The following is a 17,413-nucleotide window of genomic DNA, read 5'->3' on the forward strand; positions in this document are numbered from 1 at the left end:
AAGAAGGTTCTTTACACCCCTCATCCGGGGCTCAGGGCGCGTGTGCGGCGCGCCCGTCGCGTATCGCTCGCACGTATCAGCAATCGGGCCTTACGCGGTGCCCGCCCACCCCTCACCAGGAGTGGTCGACCCTCAAACCATGCATACCTAAGGGGTAAAACAAAGTGGCAGCGGAGATCGTCAATCCTCGCAGCGACAGCAGTTCGGATCAGGACGGGGCAGAGCCCCTCGATTCCTTCGATCCGGTGTTCGCGCTGCACCGCGGCGGCAAGATGGCCGTGCAGGCCACCGTGCCGGTCCGCGACAAGGACGACCTTTCCCTCGCGTACACGCCCGGCGTCGCGCGCGTGTGCACAGCGATCGCGGAGCAGCCGGACCTGGTCAACGACTACACCTGGAAGTCCTCCGTGGTGGCTGTCGTGACCGACGGTACTGCCGTGCTCGGGCTCGGGGACATCGGTCCCCAGGCCTCCCTCCCCGTGATGGAGGGCAAGGCGATCCTGTTCAAGCAGTTCGGTGGCGTCGACGCGGTGCCGATCGCGCTCGACTGCACGGGCGTGGACGAGATCGTGGAGACCGTGGTCCGGCTCGCTCCCTCCTTCGGCGGAGTGAACCTGGAGGACATCTCGGCACCCCGGTGCTTCGAGATCGAGAAGCAGCTCCAGGAGCGGCTCGACATCCCGGTCTTCCACGACGACCAGCACGGCACGGCCGTCGTGACCCTCGCGGCGCTGCGGAACGCGGCGCGGCTGAGCGGGCGCGAGATCGGGCAGCTGCGGGCCGTCATCTCGGGCGCCGGCGCGGCCGGTGTCGCCATCGCCAAGATGCTGGTCGAGGCCGGCATCGGGGACGTGGCGCTGGCGGACCGCAAGGGCGTCGTGTCGGCGGACCGTGAGGACCTGACGCCGGTCAAGCGGGAAGTGGCCTCCTTCACCAACAAGGCCGGCATCACCGGCTCGCTGGAGAACGCCCTCGCGGGCGCCGACGTCTTCATCGGCGTCTCCGGCGGTACGGTCCCGGAGGAGGCCGTGGCCTCCATGGCGGAGGGTGCCTTCGTGTTCGCGATGGCCAACCCGAACCCGGAGGTCCACCCCGAGGTGGCCCACAAGTACGCGGCGGTCGTCGCGACCGGGCGCTCGGACTTCCCGAACCAGATCAACAACGTGCTGGCCTTCCCGGGCATCTTCGCGGGCGCGCTGCAGGTGCGGGCCACTCGGATCACCGAGGGCATGAAGATCGCCGCCGCTGAGGCGCTGGCCGCTGTGGTCGGGGACGACCTCGCCGCCGACTACGTGATTCCGTCGCCGTTCGACGAGCGGGTCGCTCCGGCCGTGACCGCGGCGGTCGCTGCCGCTGCCCGTGCCGAGGGCGTTGCGCGTCGCTGACGTTGCGCTGAATGGCCCCGCCCGTTCGGGCGGGGCCATTTCTTTACCCGCCTGCCCGCCCGTTCGGGTGTCGGCGAGGGCCCCTTGAGGGCGTGGGCGCCGGGCTGCGCCGCACGGGTGCCATCACACAAGAGGGCATGTGTCACAGCGCCGTGCAGTTCCGTCAGCTGCACGGCGCACCTATCGTCGAGCCCATGTTCGCTGCCTATGCCGCCCGAATCGACCGCGACCAGCCGCTCTCCGGCCTTGAGTTGGGGGAGCGTCCGGCCCCCGAGGCCCGGCCCGGCTGGAGCACGATCACCGTGCGGGCCGCCTCCCTCAACCACCACGACCTCTGGTCCCTGCGGGGCGTCGGACTCCCGGAGGAACGGCTGCCGATGATCCTCGGCTGCGACGCCGCCGGGATCGACGAGGACGGCAACGAGGTCGTCCTGCACTCCGTCATCGGCCAGACCGGTCATGGCGTCGGCCCCAAGGAGCCGCGCTCCATCCTCACCGAGCGCTACCAGGGCACCTTCGCCGAGCAGGTCGCCGTGCCGACCTGGAACGTCCTGCCCAAGCCGAAGGAGCTGTCCTTCGTGGAGGCCGCCTGCCTGCCGACCGCGTGGCTGACGGCGTACCGGATGCTGTTCACCAACGCCGGGGTGCGACCCGGTGACTCGGTCCTCGTGCAGGGCGCGGGCGGCGGTGTCGCCACGGCCGCGATCGTGCTGGGCAAGGCGGCCGGTCTGCGGGTCTTCGCCACCAGCCGGGACGAGGCGAAGCGGAAGCGGGCCCTGGAGCTGGGTGCGGTCGAGGCGGTGGAGTCGGGGGCCCGGCTGCCGCAGCGGGTGGATGCCGTCATCGAGACCGTCGGCGCCGCCACCTGGTCCCACTCGGTGAAGTCCCTGCGGCCCGGCGGGACGATCGTCATCTCCGGTGCCACCAGCGGCGACCGTCCCTCGCACGCCGAGCTGACCCGGATCTTCTTCCTGGAGCTGAAGGTCGTCGGCTCCACCATGGGCACCAAGGAGGAGCTGGAGGACCTGCTCTCCTTCTGCGCCGCCACCGGCGTACGGCCCGTCATCGACGAGGTGCTGCCTCTGGACCGGGCCCGCGAGGGCTTCGAACGGCTGGAATCCGGCGACCAGTTCGGGAAGATCGTCCTGACCAACGGCTGACCTGCCGTGGCCGCCGGGGTGCGGCCGGGGCTTCTCCGTCCGGCGGCGTGTCCCGGGTGTCCGGGGCGCGCCGCCGGGCCGGGCGGTGCCGGGGCCGACACCCCCTAGGCGGGTCAGACCTTCGGGCCGCGCAGCAGCGCCCCGATGTGGGCCGCCGCCGTCGACAGGTGGCGGCGGGCGTCGCGGAGCTGGTCGGCACTGACGCCGTGGTCGCGGGCCGCGTCGCGGATGTCGTCGCGGAAGCGGTCGAGCAGGCGGTCCAGGTCGCGGGTGGGGTCGCCGGTGCCGTCCTCGTGGGCCCAGGACGGCTCGTACTCGGCCGGGAAGTCCTCCGGGGTGGCGGAGTACTCCGGTCCCGGCGCAGGGGCCGGCTTGCGGGCACCCTGGCCCGGCTCCCCGGCGGCGCGGCCGAAGCCCCAGTCCTTGCCGAACTCCTTCCCGTAGTCCTTCCCGAACTCGCCGAACTCCTTGGCCAGTTCGGTCAGGCCCTCCCGTACGCCGGTCGGCCAGTCGCCGCGCGTGAAGTGGTCCTGCACCCGCTCCTGGACATGGCGGGCGATGCGCTGCATCTCCTCCTGGGCCTGGGCCCGCGCCCGCGTCTGGGCCTCCTGGGCCTGGTGGCGGGCCCGCTGGGCCTCCTCGCGGGCCCGGCGGCTCTCGTCCTTGGCGCGGCGGGCCTGTTCCTTCCACTCCTGCTTGACCCGGCGCATCTCCTCCTTGGCGGCCCGCCAGGCCTCCTTCTCGGTGAGGTCGCCGTACTCCGCGAAGGGGCTCGCCTCGCCGGCGCCGGCCTTGGCGCCCCGGCGGGCCTCGGAGGCGGCGGCGCGCATCTCGCGCCGCAGGTCGCCCGCCGCGCCGCGCACGTCCGCCTTTATCTCGGCGGCGAGTTCGGCGACGGACTCGCGGATCTCCAGCTCCAGGTCGGCCAGTTCGCCGCTGCGGTCGGCCAGTTCGGCGCGGCCGGCGTCGGTGATGGCGTACACCTTGCGGCCGCCCTCGGTGGTGTGCGTGACCAGGCCCTCGGCCTCCAGCTTGGCCAGGCGGGGGTAGACCGTGCCCGCCGAAGGGGCGTACAGGCCCTGGAAGCGCTCTTCGAGGAGCCTTATCACCTCGTAGCCGTGGCGCGGGGCCTCGTCGAGCAGCTTGAGCAGATAGAGGCGGAGGCGGCCGTGGGCGAAGACGGGGGGCATGTCAGAGCACCTTCTTGTCGGTCGTGCCGTCGGCCGGGTCGCCGGGGGCGTCGGAGTCCTGGCCGGAGACGGAATTGTCCCCCGGGGCGGCCCCTGGTCCGGCCGCCGGGTCGGTCGGTGTCCCGGTGGCCGCGGGGCTGGCGGGCGGCGCCGCCTCCCACGGGGTGTCGTGCTCGTCCTCGCCCGGCGGCCGGCGCAGCAGGGCGATGGAGCCGGAGACCGTGGTGGCCCGGAGCCTGCCGTTGCCCGCGCCGAGGCGGCCGGTGATCTTGTGGGCGCCCCACTGGCCGTGCACCCGCAGGCCGTCGAAGGCGTTGGAGATCGTGCCGCTCGCGGTGTTCGCCTCCACGTCCGCGTCCGCCGGGTGCGGCAGGCGGATGGCGATCTCGCCGGAGACGCTGGTCAGCCGGACGTCGGTGGGGCCGTCCGGGTCCAGGTCGATGATCATGGAGCCGCTGACGGAGTCGGCGCGGACGGAGGGGCCCGAGCCCTCGACCACGGTCAGGTCGCCCGAGACCGAGTTGAACCGCAGGTCGCCCGTGACGGCCTGGGCCTCCAGGTTCCCGGACACGGTGTCGGCGCGGACCGGGCCGGAGAGGCCGACCAGGGTCGTGTCGCCGGTGACGCCCTTGATCACCGAGGAGCCGCTGAGGCCGGAGACGACCGCGCCGGCGCCGACCACGCCCACCTCCACGCGCGTGCCGGCGGGGACCGCGAGGGAGACGACGGCGCTGCGCCGCCAGCCCTTGCGGTCGAGCCACTTGAGGAAGCCCTTCCAGGGCAGGTCCTCGTAGGCCACCGTGAGGGTGCCGCCCTCCTGCGTGACGGTCAGGGGTGGGCCCTCGATGTCCGAGACCTCCAGGCGGGCGGAACCTTCGTCCGTGCCCATGACGTTCACCGTTCCGTTGACGATGCGCACGTGCAGGTCGCTCACGGGGGTGTCGAAGGTGAGCTTCTGCGGCTCGGCGACGGACCACTCGGACATGGGGAGCCTCCTCGGCGGGACACGGTCGCGCTGCCGCGACACGCCATATCGCGTCTTCTGTCAAACACGATATATCGCGGTCGCTGAAAGTCAAGACACCCTTTCGTGTCGCTCCTGTCGGTGGCACGGCGCTGCGTGGATGCCTGAGTACGCGGCCGTTCCCCGTTGCATAGGCTGTCCCTGAGCTACGTACACGCAGGAAAGGCAGCCCATGTACTTCACCGACCGCGGGATCGAGGAGCTGGAGAAGCGGCGCGGCGAGGAAGAGGTCACGTTCGAGTGGCTTGCCGAGCAGCTGCGCACGTTCGTGGATCTGAACCCGGACTTCGAGGTGCCCGTCGAGCGGCTCGCGACCTGGCTCGCGCGGCTCGACGACGAGGACGACGAGTAGGCGGCAGCGGCCACTTCCGTCACAGTAGGGGCGATCATCGGCCTTCTCGTCCCATGACCCTCCCCCGTCGCTTTTTCCGGAGTTAGCCTTCTCCTCCCATTCAGCGAACGGGGGCGTCATGGGTGGAGGGGTCGAACGTGTACGGCTCGACGACGGAACCGTCGTCTGGGCCAGGATCGGCGCGGCCGACGAGGAAGCGCTCGGCGACGGAACGTACTGGGACACCGGGTTCGGGGACCGGGTCATCGACATGGCGGGCGGGCTCGCCGGCACGGTCGGGGGCGTCGTGCGCTCTCTGCGCGCCGGTCTGGACACACCCGCCCCGGTCGAGGTGTCCGTCAGCTTCGGAATCGAACTGACGGCGCAGGCCGGCAAGATCGTGAGCGCCATCGCGGAGGGCGGCGGCAAGTCCTCCCTCACGGTGTCCCTGACCTGGACCGAACCGCCCGCGACGGCGGTCGGCACGGATCCCGCGGCGCCCGGCGGTGCCGTCGTACCGCCCCGGTCCCCGGCCTCCGGCGCCGTATGAGCGCCTTCGACGAGATGGTGCGCCCCTCCCTCGCGCGCATCGGCGCACCAGGTGACGGGTATGCAACGGACCGTGACCTGTACTGGGGGTCGGGGTTCTTCATAGCCCCGGGCTGGCTGTTGACCTGCGCCCACGTCGTGGGGAAGGGGGGAGCCGCGGTGTGCCGAGGGGAGAGCGCCATACGCGTGAGCTGGCAGGAGCGCACCGCTGCCGGCACCTGGCAGGAGCGCACCGGCGCCGGGACGGCCGAACTCCTCGCGCCACGGCCCGAGACCCCCGAGTCGTTCCGTGATCCCTGGCCGTTCCCCGACCTCGCGCTCGTCCGCGTCAGCGGCGCGGACGACGTGCGCTGCCTCTGGCTGAGCGACCGCGAGCCCGTCGCCCGCGCCCCGATCGGGCTGTACGGCTGGTCCGTGCAGACCGGCGAGCTGGGCATCCGGCACGGCACCGGCGAGCTGGCGGGCTCCGACGCACGGGCGCTGCTGCTCGGTGGCAGTCTGCCGATCGGCGGGCTGTCCGGCGGGCCCGTGCTGGATCTGCGGCACGGGTCGGTCATCGGCGTGATCAAGGGGCGCCGCCGGGAGGAGGGGGTCGCCGTCCCGGTCGGCGCGCTGCACGAGCTGCCGGACCCGCGCGAGGGCCCCGCCGTCCTGCACGAGGTCCTGCGCGCACACGACCTGCACCACCGCCGTCTCCTCGACGACCCGTCGCCGTACCCGAACTGGACCACGCTCCAGGCCGCCCTGCCCGCCCTCGCGCCCCCCGCCTCCGGGATCACCGCCGACCTCCGCACCCGGCTCTACGGCCATCTCGCCGAGCTGCCGCCGCCCGCCGGAGCGGGCGAGATCGTCCACCTCGTGGAGGAGGTCAAGGAGCAGGTGCGCGGCGAGCGGCTGCTCTCGCTGGTGCTGCAGAACGTGCGGACGTGGCGTGAGGGCGCCGGGCTGCTGTACGGGCTGCGCACGCTGGAACCGGGCGGCGGCGGCACGCTGGTCGACCTCGACGCCGTCCTCCTGTACGCGGCCAAGGTGGTCCGCAGGGTCGTGAAGGAGCGTCCCGGCGAGGTGGATCGCGCGCGGCTCGGCGCGTTCACCGACTGGCTCGGCGGGCAGGCGGACGGCCACCGGAACTGGGCGGTGGGCGAGGCCGTCCGGGGGCTGCTGGAGGGCATCGACGGCCCAGGCGGTGACGGCGGCCGCCCCGCCGGGCCCGCGGCCCCGCCCGTCGCACGGCCGGCCGCCACCCGGACCGACGTCCTCGTCAAGGTGGGCCGGCCCATGTACGACGGGCGCTACCCGTGGAGCGTGCAGCTGATCTACGACGGCCTGGACGTCACCCCGGTCGACGCCGACGACCGGGGCGTCCGCGTCGAGGAGCTGGCCGCGGCACTGCGCGAACCGCTGGCCCAGGCGCTCAGCCAGGGCGACCACGGGGAGCATCTGGCCGCGGTCGAGGTGTTCCTGCCCCGCAAGCTGTTCGATCTGCCGGTGGACGAGTGGCAGTTGCTGCCCGACACCGAGGCCATGGCGGCCGTGGAGGCGGACGAGAACGGGAACGAAGACGAGGACGAGGACGGTGACGTCGTCGACGAGCGGTCCATGCCGCTCGGGATGCGCCGGACCGTCGTCATCCGGGACGTGCTGCGCAACGACCGTCCGCCCGCGCCGGAGTGGCGCAGGCGCCGGCGCGGCGTGGTCGGCGGGCCGCTCGCGCACGAGCCGCTGCACGGCCGGGACCCGGCCGACGGCCACCCCGCCGCGGTCCGCTCGGCGGGCAAGTACCCGTACTACGGCGCCCTGTCGGCGATGGACGACGCGTGCGTTCCGGTCTACTGCGGTCCGGTCGGCAGCGGGGAGGGGCAGGCGGCGATGAGGGATGCGCTGATGGCCGGCCACTCGGTGGTGCTGTGGCGCCGGGACCGGCACGACCACGACGAGTGCAAGGACTTCCACCGGCAGGCCGCCCATGTGCTGGGGATGGCCCGGAACGCCGAAGGCCTGCACGGCCCGGTGCGTGACCTGCGCATCCGGCTGTACGACCCCGAGTCGGCCCGGGCTCAAGGCCTGCGCGGGAAGCTGGCCGTGCTGTTCGACCCGCCGGACCGGCCGCCGTACGGCACCGAGACGATGCGACCGCCGCCACTGGCCGCCCCCGGCGGCTGACCCGCCCCGCGTCCGCACCGGACACCACGTCAACCCCCCTGATTCGCAAGGTTGTTCGGCGGGCCGGAAGTGAACGCCGGACCCCCCGAACCCAAGCGGACACGGCCGCCTGACGGTAGCCTCGTCGTCGAACGGCCGGGCCCGCTGCATGATCACCAGAGCCGGGAGGAGCCCAAGGTGAACGACTGGCGGATCTACCGCGGAGTGGGTCAGCCGCACGACGGCATGCTGCGGTTGCCGGCACCGCCGCCCTGGCGCGACTTCGCGGCCTCCCGGGAGAGCACGGAGACCGGCCCGGAGGACCCCAGCAGTGCCCGCAGGCTCGGCGTCCGCCGCCGACTGGTCGAGAGCTACGCGCCCCGGCCGGCCGAGGTGGACGCGGTCAACGCGGCCCTCTATCTGCGCCGGCCCCTGCTGGTGACCGGCAACCCGGGCACGGGCAAGTCCACCCTGGCGTACGCGATCGCCCATGAACTCGGCCTCGGCAAGGTGCTGCGCTGGCCCATCGTCAGCCGCACCACCCTCCAGGACGGCCTGTACCGGTACGACGCGATCGGCCGCCTCCAGGACGTCCAGCTGGAGCGCGCCCGCGGCGCCGAGGGCGCGACGGCCGCCCCCGGCATCGGCTCGTACATCCGGCTCGGCCCGCTCGGCACCGCGCTGCTGCCCGCCGAGCAGCCCCGCGTGCTCCTCATCGACGAACTCGACAAGAGCGACCTCGACCTGCCCAACGACCTGCTCAACACCTTGGAGGAGGGCGAGTTCTCGATCCCCGAGCTGGAGCGGCTCGCCGACCGCGAACCCGTCGTCGAGGTGATTGACCACGACGGCGACCGGGTCGCCGTGCACGGCGGACGGATCGCCTGCACCGCCTTCCCGGTGATCGTCCTGACCTCCAACGGCGAACGCGACTTCCCCGCCCCCCTCCTGCGGCGCTGCGTCCAGCTGGAGCTGGACCCGCCCGGCGAGGAGCAGCTCACCGCCATGGTCGAGGCGCATCTCGGCGCGGACGGCGTCGAGGCCGGCCCGGATCTCATCCGCAGGTTCCTGGAGCGCGAACCCGGCGAGGTGCTCGCCGCCGACCAGCTCCTCAACGCCCTCTTCCTCACCCGGCACGACCCGCGCGCGCAGAGCCTCACCCGGGAGCGGATCGCCGAGATGCTCATGCAGCCGCTCGACCGTACGAGGTGATGGCCCGATGCCCGGGATGCGCCTGGACGAGCTGATCGGCAAGCTGCGCCAGGGCGGGCTCGACCCCACCGCTGAGGACGTGGCGGACGCGGTCTGGCTGGCCCGGCGGCTCGGCGCGGCCCCGCCCCGCGACGCCCCGGAACCGCCCGGCACCGCCCCGGCCCGCCAGGCCGACGGCGACTCGGAGCCGTTGCCGCCCGACAACGCAGCGACGCCGGTCACCGACCCGCCCCAGGCCCGGACGGACGCCCCCGCCGCCCCGGTCCCGCTGCTCACACCCGGTCTCACGCCGCGCCCGCTGTCCGACTCCGGCGCGCCCGCCGCGTTCCCCGTCCGTGCGCCGGCAGCCGGTGCCCTGCCCGGACTGCTCGGCCTGGAGAAGGCGCTGCGCGCGCTCGGCCGCTACCGGGTCGCCTCCGTACGCTCCGAGAACGAGCCGATCGACGAGGACGCCACCGCCGACCGCGCCGCCGCGAGCGGCATCCTGCTCCCGGTCACCCGGCCCGGCCGCCGCCGGCGCTGCGACGTCCAGCTGCTCATGGACACCGGGCCGGCCATGGCCGTCTGGGGGCAGCTGGTCGAGGAACTGCGCCAGGCCTGCCAGCAGTCCGGCGCGTTCTCCTCCGTCCGCGTCCATCACCTGTACGCCGACGCCTTTGGCGCGCCCCTCGTCGGTACGACCGCGGGGCCCGGCCGGCACACCCGGCTGCGCCCCGCCGACGAACTGCACGACCCGACCGGCCGCCGGCTCACCTTCGTCATCAGCGACTGCGTGGGCCCGCTGTGGCAGAACGGCAGCGCACAGCGCCTGCTGCACCAGTGGCCGCGCACCGCCCCACTGGCCGTCGTCCAGCCGCTGCCGCCCCGCCTGTGGGGCCGTACCGCGCTGCCCGCCGAGCCCGGCCTGCTGCTGCGCCCCGCCGAAGTCGGTGGCCGCCTCGGCTTCCTGCCCGACGACGAGCCCTGGGAGGAACCGGCGCCGGGCGCCCGGCCGGTACCGGTGCTGCAGCCCACCCCGGAGGCCTTCGAGGCCTTCGCCCGGCTGCTCGGCGGCGCCGGCCCCACCAGCGAGCGTGCCTGGGCGGCCCTCACCGACCCGGGTACGACCCCGGCGGCCGCCCCCGCCACGGCGGCACCGCGCAGCGACGACGACCTGCTGCGCGCCTTCCGCGCCGGAGCCTCACCCGGCGCCCTGCGCCTGGCCGTCTACCTCGCCGCGGCCCCGCTCACGCTGCCCGTGATGCAACTGGTCCAGCGGGCGATGCTGCCCGACACGGGCCCCATGGAACTGGCCGAGGTCCTGCTCGGCGGGCTGCTCCGACAGCTCCCCGGCACCGAGGACCAGCCCTGCTTCGCCTACTCGGGCCGGGTGCAGGACCTGCTCCTGTCCTCCCTGGACCAGGACACGGCCGGCCTCGTGCTCAAGCACTGCTCGGCCTATGTGGAACGGCACTTCGGCCGGGGCACCCGCAACTTCGCCGCCCTCGCCGCGGCCCGGCTCGCCGACCACGGCCCGGCCGCCGGGGCCGCGCCCCCGCCCGAGGACACCGGCTCGGCGGAGGGCGGCGGCAGCGTCGAGGCCGAGCTGTTCGCCCGCATCCCGGCCCGGGTCCTGCGCTTCTACCTGCCGGACCTGGTCACGCCCGACCCGCTGACCGAGGCCGAGCGCCTGCTCGACCAGTGGCACCACCTGGCCGACCCGGAGGTGCTGCACCGCGCCCGCGAACAGGCCCTCGCGGCCGCCGTCCCCGGCACCGTCCCCGGCACCGGGCTGCGGTCCCACCTCGTCCTCGGCCGCATCCTGCGCGCCGAGGCGGGCACGGCGGCCGCGCGTACGGCGGGCAGACGTGCCGAGCTGCTGCGCGAGGCCGCGACCGAACTCGCCGCGGCCCACGCGGCGGCCCCCGCCGACAGCCGCGAACGGGCCGAGGCGGCCCTGGAACTCGCCTCCTGCCGACGCGAGTTGTGGCAGCTGACGGCCGAGACCGACCACCTCACGGCCGCTCTGGACGTCCTCGACCCCGAGCCGGCTCCCTGGCGCGGGCTGACGGAGCAGGCGCGGTCCTGGTTCCGGGCGCGGCAACGGGACGACGGGGACACCCTGGCAGGGCTCGGCGACGCGGGGGACCGGGAGCCGGGGGGCAGCGCCGCCTCACCGGAGGCTCGCAGGAGGCCCGGCGGCGGCTCTGCCGACCCGACGGTGTCGGGGTCCGGGCTGGAGGGTTCGGGGGGTGGCGCCGGCGGATCCGGGCTTGAGGGCTTCGGTGAGGGTGCTGTGCCGGGATCCGGGCTGGACGGCTCCGGAGCCGGCCCCGGCGATCCCGCGGCGTCCGGACCCACCCCGGCGCACTCCGAGGACCGTCCTGGCCACAGCCCGGCGCAGGAGGCGACCGGCGTGCAGCAGGCCGCCGGAGGGGGCTCCGTGCCCTGGCCCGTCGCCGCACACCGGGCCCGGCTGTTGCTGCGTGGCCGGATTCTGCTCGACCTTCGGCATCCCGGTGCGGCCGTCGGGGAGCTGCGGGAAGCCTGCGCGATCCTGGACGGTGAGGGAGCCGCCGCTGCCGTACGCGGGCCCGCGTTGCTGGACCTGGCGCGGGCGCTGCGGGAGTCGGGGGCCGAGGACGGGCAGACGCGGCGGGCGCTGCTGCGGGCCCGGCGGGCCGCCGGGGACGACCCCGAGCTGCTCCTGCCCTGCCTGGCCGCGCTCGCCGCCTTCCATGACGCGGCGGGGGAGGTCCGCGAGGCCGACGAGACGTACGAACGGGCCGCGCTGCTCGCACCCGCCGACGGCGCCCTGCGCTGCCAACTCCTCACCGCCTGGGGCGAGTCGCTGCTGCGACGGGCCTCGGCGGCGGACGGCTCGGGCATCGTGGACCGGGCCGAGTACGTGCTGCGCGAGGCGCTGAAGTCACTGCCCGCCCGGTCCGCCCAGCGCGGGCGGCTGCAGGGCCTGGTCGGCAGCGCACTGGCCCAGCGGTTCCGCCATCTCGGCTTCCTGCCCGACCTGTTCGAGAGCCGCCACCTGCTCGGCCAGGCCGTGCGCGCGGCGGCCGACGCGGCCGTACGGGCCGAGGCGTGGCTGCAGTTGGGGCGGGTTCGGCTGGAGGGCTGGCATCACGCCGGTGCGCCGCTGCTGATGGACGCGTTGCAGGCGTACGAGAACGCCGAGCGGGAGGCGCAGGCCGCCCACGGCGCCGACCCGGGCTCGGTGACGGCCGCACGGGCGCGGCACGGCAGCGGGGCGGTGCTCGCGCTGATGGGGCGGCCCGGCGCGGCCGGCAACGCCTACCGGGCGGCCCGAGACCAGTGGCAGCGGCTGGTCGCGGCGCTGCGGGAGGTCGACTGGGCGGACGTGGAGCTGACCCGTAGCGCCGCGGAGGAGCCGGCCGCCGGCGGGCTCGGGCGGATGCCGGAGGAACAGTGGCGCCACACTGCCCCACCGTGGTGGCCTTGGAACCTGGAGTGGAACAACTCGAGTGAGCTTGACCGGAGTTGATCCCGGTCGGGTTTCTGCTCCCCGCCAGTCGGGAAGAACTGGGCAGCTGTCATGGCCGTGCGGGGCGGGCGTGGGGCAGGGAGGAGCCGAGGTGGGGGAGCACAGGATACGGGCGGTCGGCCTCGGCCGGACGACAGGCGAGGGCCTGGTTCCGCCCGACCTCACTGACGTCGACCTGCGGACTTTGCGGGCCCTTGACGACCCGGAGCTGATCGCGGCGGTGGAGGGGGTGCTGGCGGACCCCGGCGAGCTGCGCCGGGTCTGGTACACCAGCCCGGACGACGACGCCGTACCGGAAGGGCCCGAGGGGCGTGCGTTTTCAGCCGGTCGTGCGCGGCGCCCTTTACGGAGTGAGGACACCGTGGCATGACCTCCGGGCCGGTCACGCCGGAGATCTTCGCCGAGCTGGCGCGGACCCGGCCGCTGCCCGTGGTCACCGTCGCGCTGCGTGCCGCGCTGCATGCCCGCCGGATGCTGCTGCTCAAATCCCTCCTCGTCCGCGTCGAACGCCGGCACGATGCGCTGCCGCCCGCGGTACGACGGGGTTTCGAGGAGGACTGGGCGCTGCTGGAGCGGGCGGAGCGGGCCGACCCCGCGGCGGTCCGTGAGGTGCTCGACTATCCGACGACCGGCTCCTGGCTCGCCGAGCTGCTCGCCGCACCCGACGGTCCGGCCTTCGAGGAACGGCTGGACCGGCTGGGCGGTGTGGCGGTCGCCGCCGCGCTCCGGGCGGGGTGCCGTTTCACCCTCACGCGCCCACTGCCGACGGGCACCCTGTCCCTGCCCGGCATCGGCCTGCTGCGCTGCGCCCCCGGACCGGCCCGGCTGAGCGGCCGCGCCGGCGTCGTACGGCTCACCGACAGCGCGGGCGGCACGGTCCTGCTGTCCGGGGCGGCACCCGACGTCCTGGGGCCGCGCCGGGCGCCCCACGGCCCGCCCGTCTGGTCCGCGCTGCACCGGCTGCCCGGCAGCGCAGCCGTCCTCGACGACGTCGACCCCTACCGGGTGCCTCCTGGCGGCATCGGCCCGGCGGCCCTGCCCGGGGCCGAGCACCCGTACTCCGACCACCTCGCCTGGGCCACCCGCTGGCGCGACGCGCTGGCCCTGCTGGTCACGACGCAGCCCGGCCGGGCCGCCGAGACGACGGCGCTGGTCCGTTCCGTCGTCCCGCTCACGCCCCCGGCGGGCGCGGGTACGCCGATGAGCGCGACGCTGCGCACCGCTCCCGGCGCCGTCCTCACCCAGCTGCCGGCCGACCGGCGGGACCTGGCAGAACTGCTGGTGCACGAGACGCACCACACCAAGCTGGCCGTGCTCGACGAACTCGTCCCCCTGCGGCGGCCCGGCGGTGGCGGCACCCTGCACCGGGTCGGGTGGCGGCGGGATCCGCGGCCCGTCTCGGGAGTGCTGCAGGGGGCGTACGCGCATCTGGCGCTGATGGACCTGTGGTGGCGGGCCCGGACCGGGCCGGGGGGCGACCGGACCTGGGGCCGACGCGCGGCGGAGCGGTTCGAGGTACACAGGGGTCAGGTCGGCCAGGCCTTGTCCGTGCTGAGCGATTCCGATGAACTGACCCCAGAGGGAAGGGAGTTCGTCCGGACCATGGGTGCACACCACGGGAGTCTCGGGGTGACCGCCCGGCAGTTCGGATAACGCTCCGTAGAGACGCCTTTGCGTTACGTTATGTGTGCGGCTGCCCGAGAGGGCGGCAGCCGCGGGAACAGGGAGCGACGATGGCGGAACAGCGGCGGTCGGGCGAGACCGGTGCGGCGGCACATGAGCACGTTCTCGTGGTCTTCCCGGGATACCACCGCTCATGGGCGGCATGGATCGCGCAGTGCCTGGAGCGCCACGGGCACCGGGCCACCCTGCAGCGCTGGGACCCGCCGCGCGAGGTGCCCCTGGAGGACTCGCTCGGCGACCTGCTGCTGTCCAGCGGCAAGGTCCTCCTCGTCCTCAACGACTGGTTCTTCGAGCTCGGCCCGCGCCCGCCCGGCGAGTGGAACGACGCCCTGCGCGGTTTCGTGGCCGCGCAGGCCGACCGCTTCGCCGCGGTCAACCTCACCAACCGGCCGCTGCTCCCGGCCACCGCGGTCCTGGAACCGGCCAGCCTGTGGGCGCTGAGCGAGGAGGCCGCCGAGGAGCGCCTGCTGAGCCGGCTCGGCCTTGAGCGCCGCCCGCGCCCGCGATCCCTGCCGGATCAGATCCGCTACCCCGACGAGCGCTGCGAGATCTGGGGCGAGGTGCCGCGCCGCAACCCGCGCTTCACCGGCCGCGACGACCTGCTCAACGAGCTGCACCAGCGGCTCGCGGACGCCGAGCGCGGGGCCTCCGCCTGCACGCTCGTCGGCATGTCGGGCATCGGCAAGACCCAGCTCGCCGCCGAGTACGCACACCGCTTCAGCACCGACTACGACCTGGTGTGGTGGGTCAACTCCGACGACCGCAACATCCAGCGCGACCGGCTCGGCGAACTCGCCGTGGAACTCGGCCTGCGGATCGGCGGCGAGCCCGGCGAGCGCATCCGCGCGGTGCGCAACGCGCTGCGGCGCGGGGAGCCGTACGCCAACTGGCTGGTGGTCTTCGACGGCTGGGACGACACCGAAGGCGTGTCGGCACTGCTCCCGCAGGGCACCGGCCACGTCCTGATCACCTCACGCAACCGGGGCTGGAGCGAGCACACCGACGTCCTTTCCATCCCCTCCTTCCTGCGGGCCGAGTCCACCGCGTACCTGATGCGCCGTGCCCCGCACATCAGCGCCGCGGAGGCCGACGAGGTGGCCGCCGAGTTCGGCGACGTCCCGCTGCCGCTCGTGCAGGCCGCCTCCTGGCTCGGCGAGTCCGGCATGGAGGTGGCCGAGTACCTGCGGATGGTGCGGGAACGGCGGCTGTCCACCGTCGACGAGCCCGTCACCGGCGAGGGCTTCCCGCGCTCCTCCCTGACCTCCTGGGCCATACTGCTCAACCGCCTGCGCCGCTCCCAGCCGCAGGCCATCGACGTGCTGAGCCTGTGCACCTCGTTCGCACCCGGCCGTATCCCGCTCGGCCTGATCCGCGCCTACCCGCGGGCCGAACTGCCCGAGGAACTGCGCTGGATGTCCACCGACCTGCCGGCCTGGACCAGGGCCCTGGACGCACTCGTCAACTACTCCGTGCTCACCCGGGAGACCCGTGGACCGCTGGCCGCCGAGATGGGCCCGCACCAGGAGTCCGTGCACATGCACCGTCTCGTCCACGACATCGTCTCCAAGCTGACCAGCGAAGACAGCCGGGACCTGCACCAACGGGCGGTGCGCACCCTGCTCGCCGAGGCCGACCCCGGCAACCCCGCCGACAGCAGGAACTGGCCGCGCTACGCCGAACTGCTGCCCCACCTGGAGCCCTCCGGCGCCCTGGAGAGCCGCCAGCCACGCGTCCAGGAACTGGTGCTGAACTGTCTGCGCTACTGCTCGCGCAGCGGGGAGTACAGCGGCGGCCTCGAACTGGCCCAGCGGGTGCGCCCCCACTGGTCCCGGTTCATGGATCCGCTCGACCAGCCCATGCTCGACCTGGCCACCCAGGAGAGCAACATGCTCCGTAACAGCGGCCGGTTCCGCGACGCCTACGAGCTGCACCGCGGCGTCCTGGACCGGCTGCAGGCCGCGCCCGTGCGCAACGAGATCGGCGAGCTGGTCACCAAGAGCGCCATGGCGTCCGGCCTGCGCAACCTCGGCCGGTACGTGGAGGCGTACGACCTGCAGCGCGAGGTGCTCGACGGCAACGAGCGGCTCCTGGGCCCGGACGAGCCCCCCACTCTGGTCGCCCGGCACAACCTCGGTGTGTGCCTGCGGGCGCTGGGCCGGTACGCCGAGGCGCTGGAGCTCGACCTGGACACGCTCGGCAGGCGCGAGAGCGTGCTGCGGGCGCGGCACATCAACACCCTCAGCTCGGGCAACGCGGTCACCCACAGCCTGCGGCTGCTCGGCCGCTACCGTGACGCGCTCGCCCGCCAGGAACCGGTCGTACGCCTCCATGTGACGGTGCTCGGCCCGCAGCATCCGCAGACCCTCGAAGCCCGGGCCCAGCTGGCCATGTGCAGACGCCGCGAGGGCGGTCACGCCCCGGAGGTCGGCCCGACCATGGCCAGCCTGCTGGAGCAGCTGATCCAGCTGCACGGCCGCGAGCACTACCGGACCCTGGCCTTCCTCACCAACTACGGCAACTACCTGCGGGAGCACGGCGACCTCTCCCAGTCCCGCGAGCTGATCGACGAGGCCGAGGCCGGCTACCGGGCCCTGCTCGGCCCGGCCCACCCGGTCGCCACCGGCATGCTCTCCAACACCGGCCTGGTCATGCAGGCCGCGGGCGAGCGGGGAGAGGCCCTGTCGATGTTCGAGTCCGCCCTCGCCGGTCTCACCGCCACCCTCGGCGCCGACCACCCGTGGGTGCTCGGCTGCGCCCTCAACGCGGCCAGCGCCCGCAACCTGAACGGCCGGATCGCCGACGCCGTCGAGCTGAGCCGGGACACCCTGCGCCGGGCCCGGCACACCCTGGGGCACGAGCACCCGCTCACCCTCTCCGGCCAGGTGGCACTCGCCGCCGACCTGCGCGCCGCCCGTGAACACGAGGAGGCCGGAAAACTGGAGGACGACGGCCTCCTCGGCCTCACCCGCACCCTGGGCGCCCAACACCCCCACACCATCTCGGCCCGCCAGCGCACGAGGCCGTACTGGGACTTCGAGCCGTATCTGGGCTGACGCCGGCGGCCTTTGTGGCCGGCCGGGGGTGGGGTCACTTGCCCGCGCTTGCGGGGTGCCGCTGCGCCCACCCTCCCCCAAGCTCTCGGCTTCGCTCGAGCAGGGGGGACCCCCATCGCCCCAGCGGCACGACTGCCCGCAGCGGCGGCGGCACTATGCAGCCGACGGCACTGCAGCTCCCCAGGGGC

At 74.1% G+C, this 17,413-nt stretch carries 12 protein-coding genes; 10 read left to right on the top strand and 2 right to left on the bottom strand.

The window, feature by feature from the left end; all coding sequences use genetic code 11:
* The first annotated feature begins 164 nt into the window (after positions 1-164).
* Both ACFYZZ_RS28280 and ACFYZZ_RS28285 read left to right on the top strand, forming a co-directional pair.
* Positions 165-1,385, top strand: a complete 1,221-nt coding sequence (locus tag ACFYZZ_RS28280) for an NADP-dependent malic enzyme (protein WP_389181507.1) — start codon at positions 165-167, stop codon at positions 1,383-1,385.
* Positions 1,386-1,579: 194 nt separating this feature from the next.
* Positions 1,580-2,545 carry a zinc-binding dehydrogenase gene (locus tag ACFYZZ_RS28285; protein WP_389181510.1) on the top strand — a complete coding sequence of 322 codons (966 nt, stop codon included), beginning with the start codon at positions 1,580-1,582 and terminating at the stop codon, positions 2,543-2,545.
* A 113-nt stretch (positions 2,546-2,658) separates the two neighbouring features.
* Here the strand turns inward: ACFYZZ_RS28285 and ACFYZZ_RS28290 are convergent, their stop codons facing one another.
* Positions 2,659-3,735, bottom strand: a complete 1,077-nt coding sequence (locus ACFYZZ_RS28290) for a helix-turn-helix transcriptional regulator (protein WP_389181513.1) — start codon at positions 3,733-3,735, stop codon at positions 2,659-2,661.
* A gap of 1 nt (position 3,736) precedes the next feature.
* Complete coding sequence (locus ACFYZZ_RS28295; RefSeq protein WP_389181516.1) at positions 3,737-4,720, bottom strand: DUF4097 domain-containing protein; 984 nt, start codon at positions 4,718-4,720, stop codon at positions 3,737-3,739.
* A 211-nt stretch (positions 4,721-4,931) separates the two neighbouring features.
* Between ACFYZZ_RS28295 and ACFYZZ_RS28300 the strand changes: the two genes are divergently transcribed.
* The 8 genes from ACFYZZ_RS28300 to fxsT all read left to right on the top strand — a co-directional run bounded on the left by ACFYZZ_RS28300 (position 4,932) and on the right by fxsT (position 17,225).
* Positions 4,932-5,111, top strand: coding sequence for a DUF6104 family protein (locus ACFYZZ_RS28300; RefSeq protein ID WP_003992906.1), 180 nt, complete (start codon positions 4,932-4,934; stop codon positions 5,109-5,111).
* 118 nt (positions 5,112-5,229) lie between these two features.
* Positions 5,230-5,640, top strand: coding sequence for a CU044_2847 family protein (locus ACFYZZ_RS28305; protein ID WP_389181519.1), 411 nt, complete (start codon positions 5,230-5,232; stop codon positions 5,638-5,640).
* A 14-nt stretch (positions 5,641-5,654) separates the two neighbouring features.
* Positions 5,655-7,802, top strand: coding sequence for a trypsin-like peptidase domain-containing protein (locus tag ACFYZZ_RS28310; RefSeq protein WP_389181907.1), 2,148 nt, complete (start codon positions 5,655-5,657; stop codon positions 7,800-7,802).
* 177 nt (positions 7,803-7,979) lie between these two features.
* On the top strand, positions 7,980-8,993 hold the full coding sequence (locus tag ACFYZZ_RS28315) for an AAA family ATPase (protein ID WP_386578290.1): 1,014 nt from the start codon (positions 7,980-7,982) through the stop codon (positions 8,991-8,993).
* Between the two features lie 7 nt (positions 8,994-9,000).
* Positions 9,001-12,489 (top strand): SAV_2336 N-terminal domain-related protein, encoded by a 3,489-nt coding sequence (locus ACFYZZ_RS28320; RefSeq protein ID WP_389181522.1) that lies wholly within the window; start codon positions 9,001-9,003, stop codon positions 12,487-12,489.
* A 91-nt stretch (positions 12,490-12,580) separates the two neighbouring features.
* Positions 12,581-12,859, top strand: a complete 279-nt coding sequence (locus tag ACFYZZ_RS28325) for a hypothetical protein (RefSeq protein WP_389181524.1) — start codon at positions 12,581-12,583, stop codon at positions 12,857-12,859.
* Complete coding sequence (locus ACFYZZ_RS28330) at positions 12,856-14,142, top strand: HEXXH motif domain-containing protein (protein ID WP_389181527.1); 1,287 nt, start codon at positions 12,856-12,858, stop codon at positions 14,140-14,142. The genes ACFYZZ_RS28325 and ACFYZZ_RS28330 overlap by 4 nt, the downstream gene beginning before the upstream one ends.
* Positions 14,143-14,222: 80 nt before the next feature.
* Positions 14,223-17,225: an FxSxx-COOH system tetratricopeptide repeat protein gene (fxsT, locus tag ACFYZZ_RS28335; protein ID WP_389181530.1), complete on the top strand. Its 3,003-nt coding sequence runs from the start codon at positions 14,223-14,225 to the stop codon at positions 17,223-17,225.
* Positions 17,226-17,413 lie beyond the last annotated feature (188 nt).

The sequence above is a fragment of the Streptomyces sp. NPDC001816 genome (assembly GCF_042892235.1).
Lineage (GTDB): Bacteria > Actinomycetota > Actinomycetes > Streptomycetales > Streptomycetaceae > Streptomyces.

Bases quoted from the DNA above. Each gene is read 5' to 3' on its own strand.
- ACFYZZ_RS28295 (WP_389181516.1), bottom strand. From the start codon at position 4,720: ATGTCCGAGTGGTCCGTCGCCGAGCCGCAGAAGCTCACCTTCGACACC.
- ACFYZZ_RS28330 (WP_389181527.1), top strand. From the start codon at position 12,856: ATGACCTCCGGGCCGGTCACGCCGGAGATCTTCGCCGAGCTGGCGCGG.
- ACFYZZ_RS28290 (WP_389181513.1), bottom strand. From the start codon at position 3,735: ATGCCCCCCGTCTTCGCCCACGGCCGCCTCCGCCTCTATCTGCTCAAG.
- ACFYZZ_RS28300 (WP_003992906.1), top strand. From the start codon at position 4,932: ATGTACTTCACCGACCGCGGGATCGAGGAGCTGGAGAAGCGGCGCGGC.
- ACFYZZ_RS28320 (WP_389181522.1), top strand. From the start codon at position 9,001: ATGCCCGGGATGCGCCTGGACGAGCTGATCGGCAAGCTGCGCCAGGGC.
- ACFYZZ_RS28285 (WP_389181510.1), top strand. From the start codon at position 1,580: ATGTTCGCTGCCTATGCCGCCCGAATCGACCGCGACCAGCCGCTCTCC.
- ACFYZZ_RS28310 (WP_389181907.1), top strand. From the start codon at position 5,655: ATGGTGCGCCCCTCCCTCGCGCGCATCGGCGCACCAGGTGACGGGTAT.
- ACFYZZ_RS28305 (WP_389181519.1), top strand. From the start codon at position 5,230: ATGGGTGGAGGGGTCGAACGTGTACGGCTCGACGACGGAACCGTCGTC.
- fxsT (WP_389181530.1), top strand. From the start codon at position 14,223: ATGGCGGAACAGCGGCGGTCGGGCGAGACCGGTGCGGCGGCACATGAG.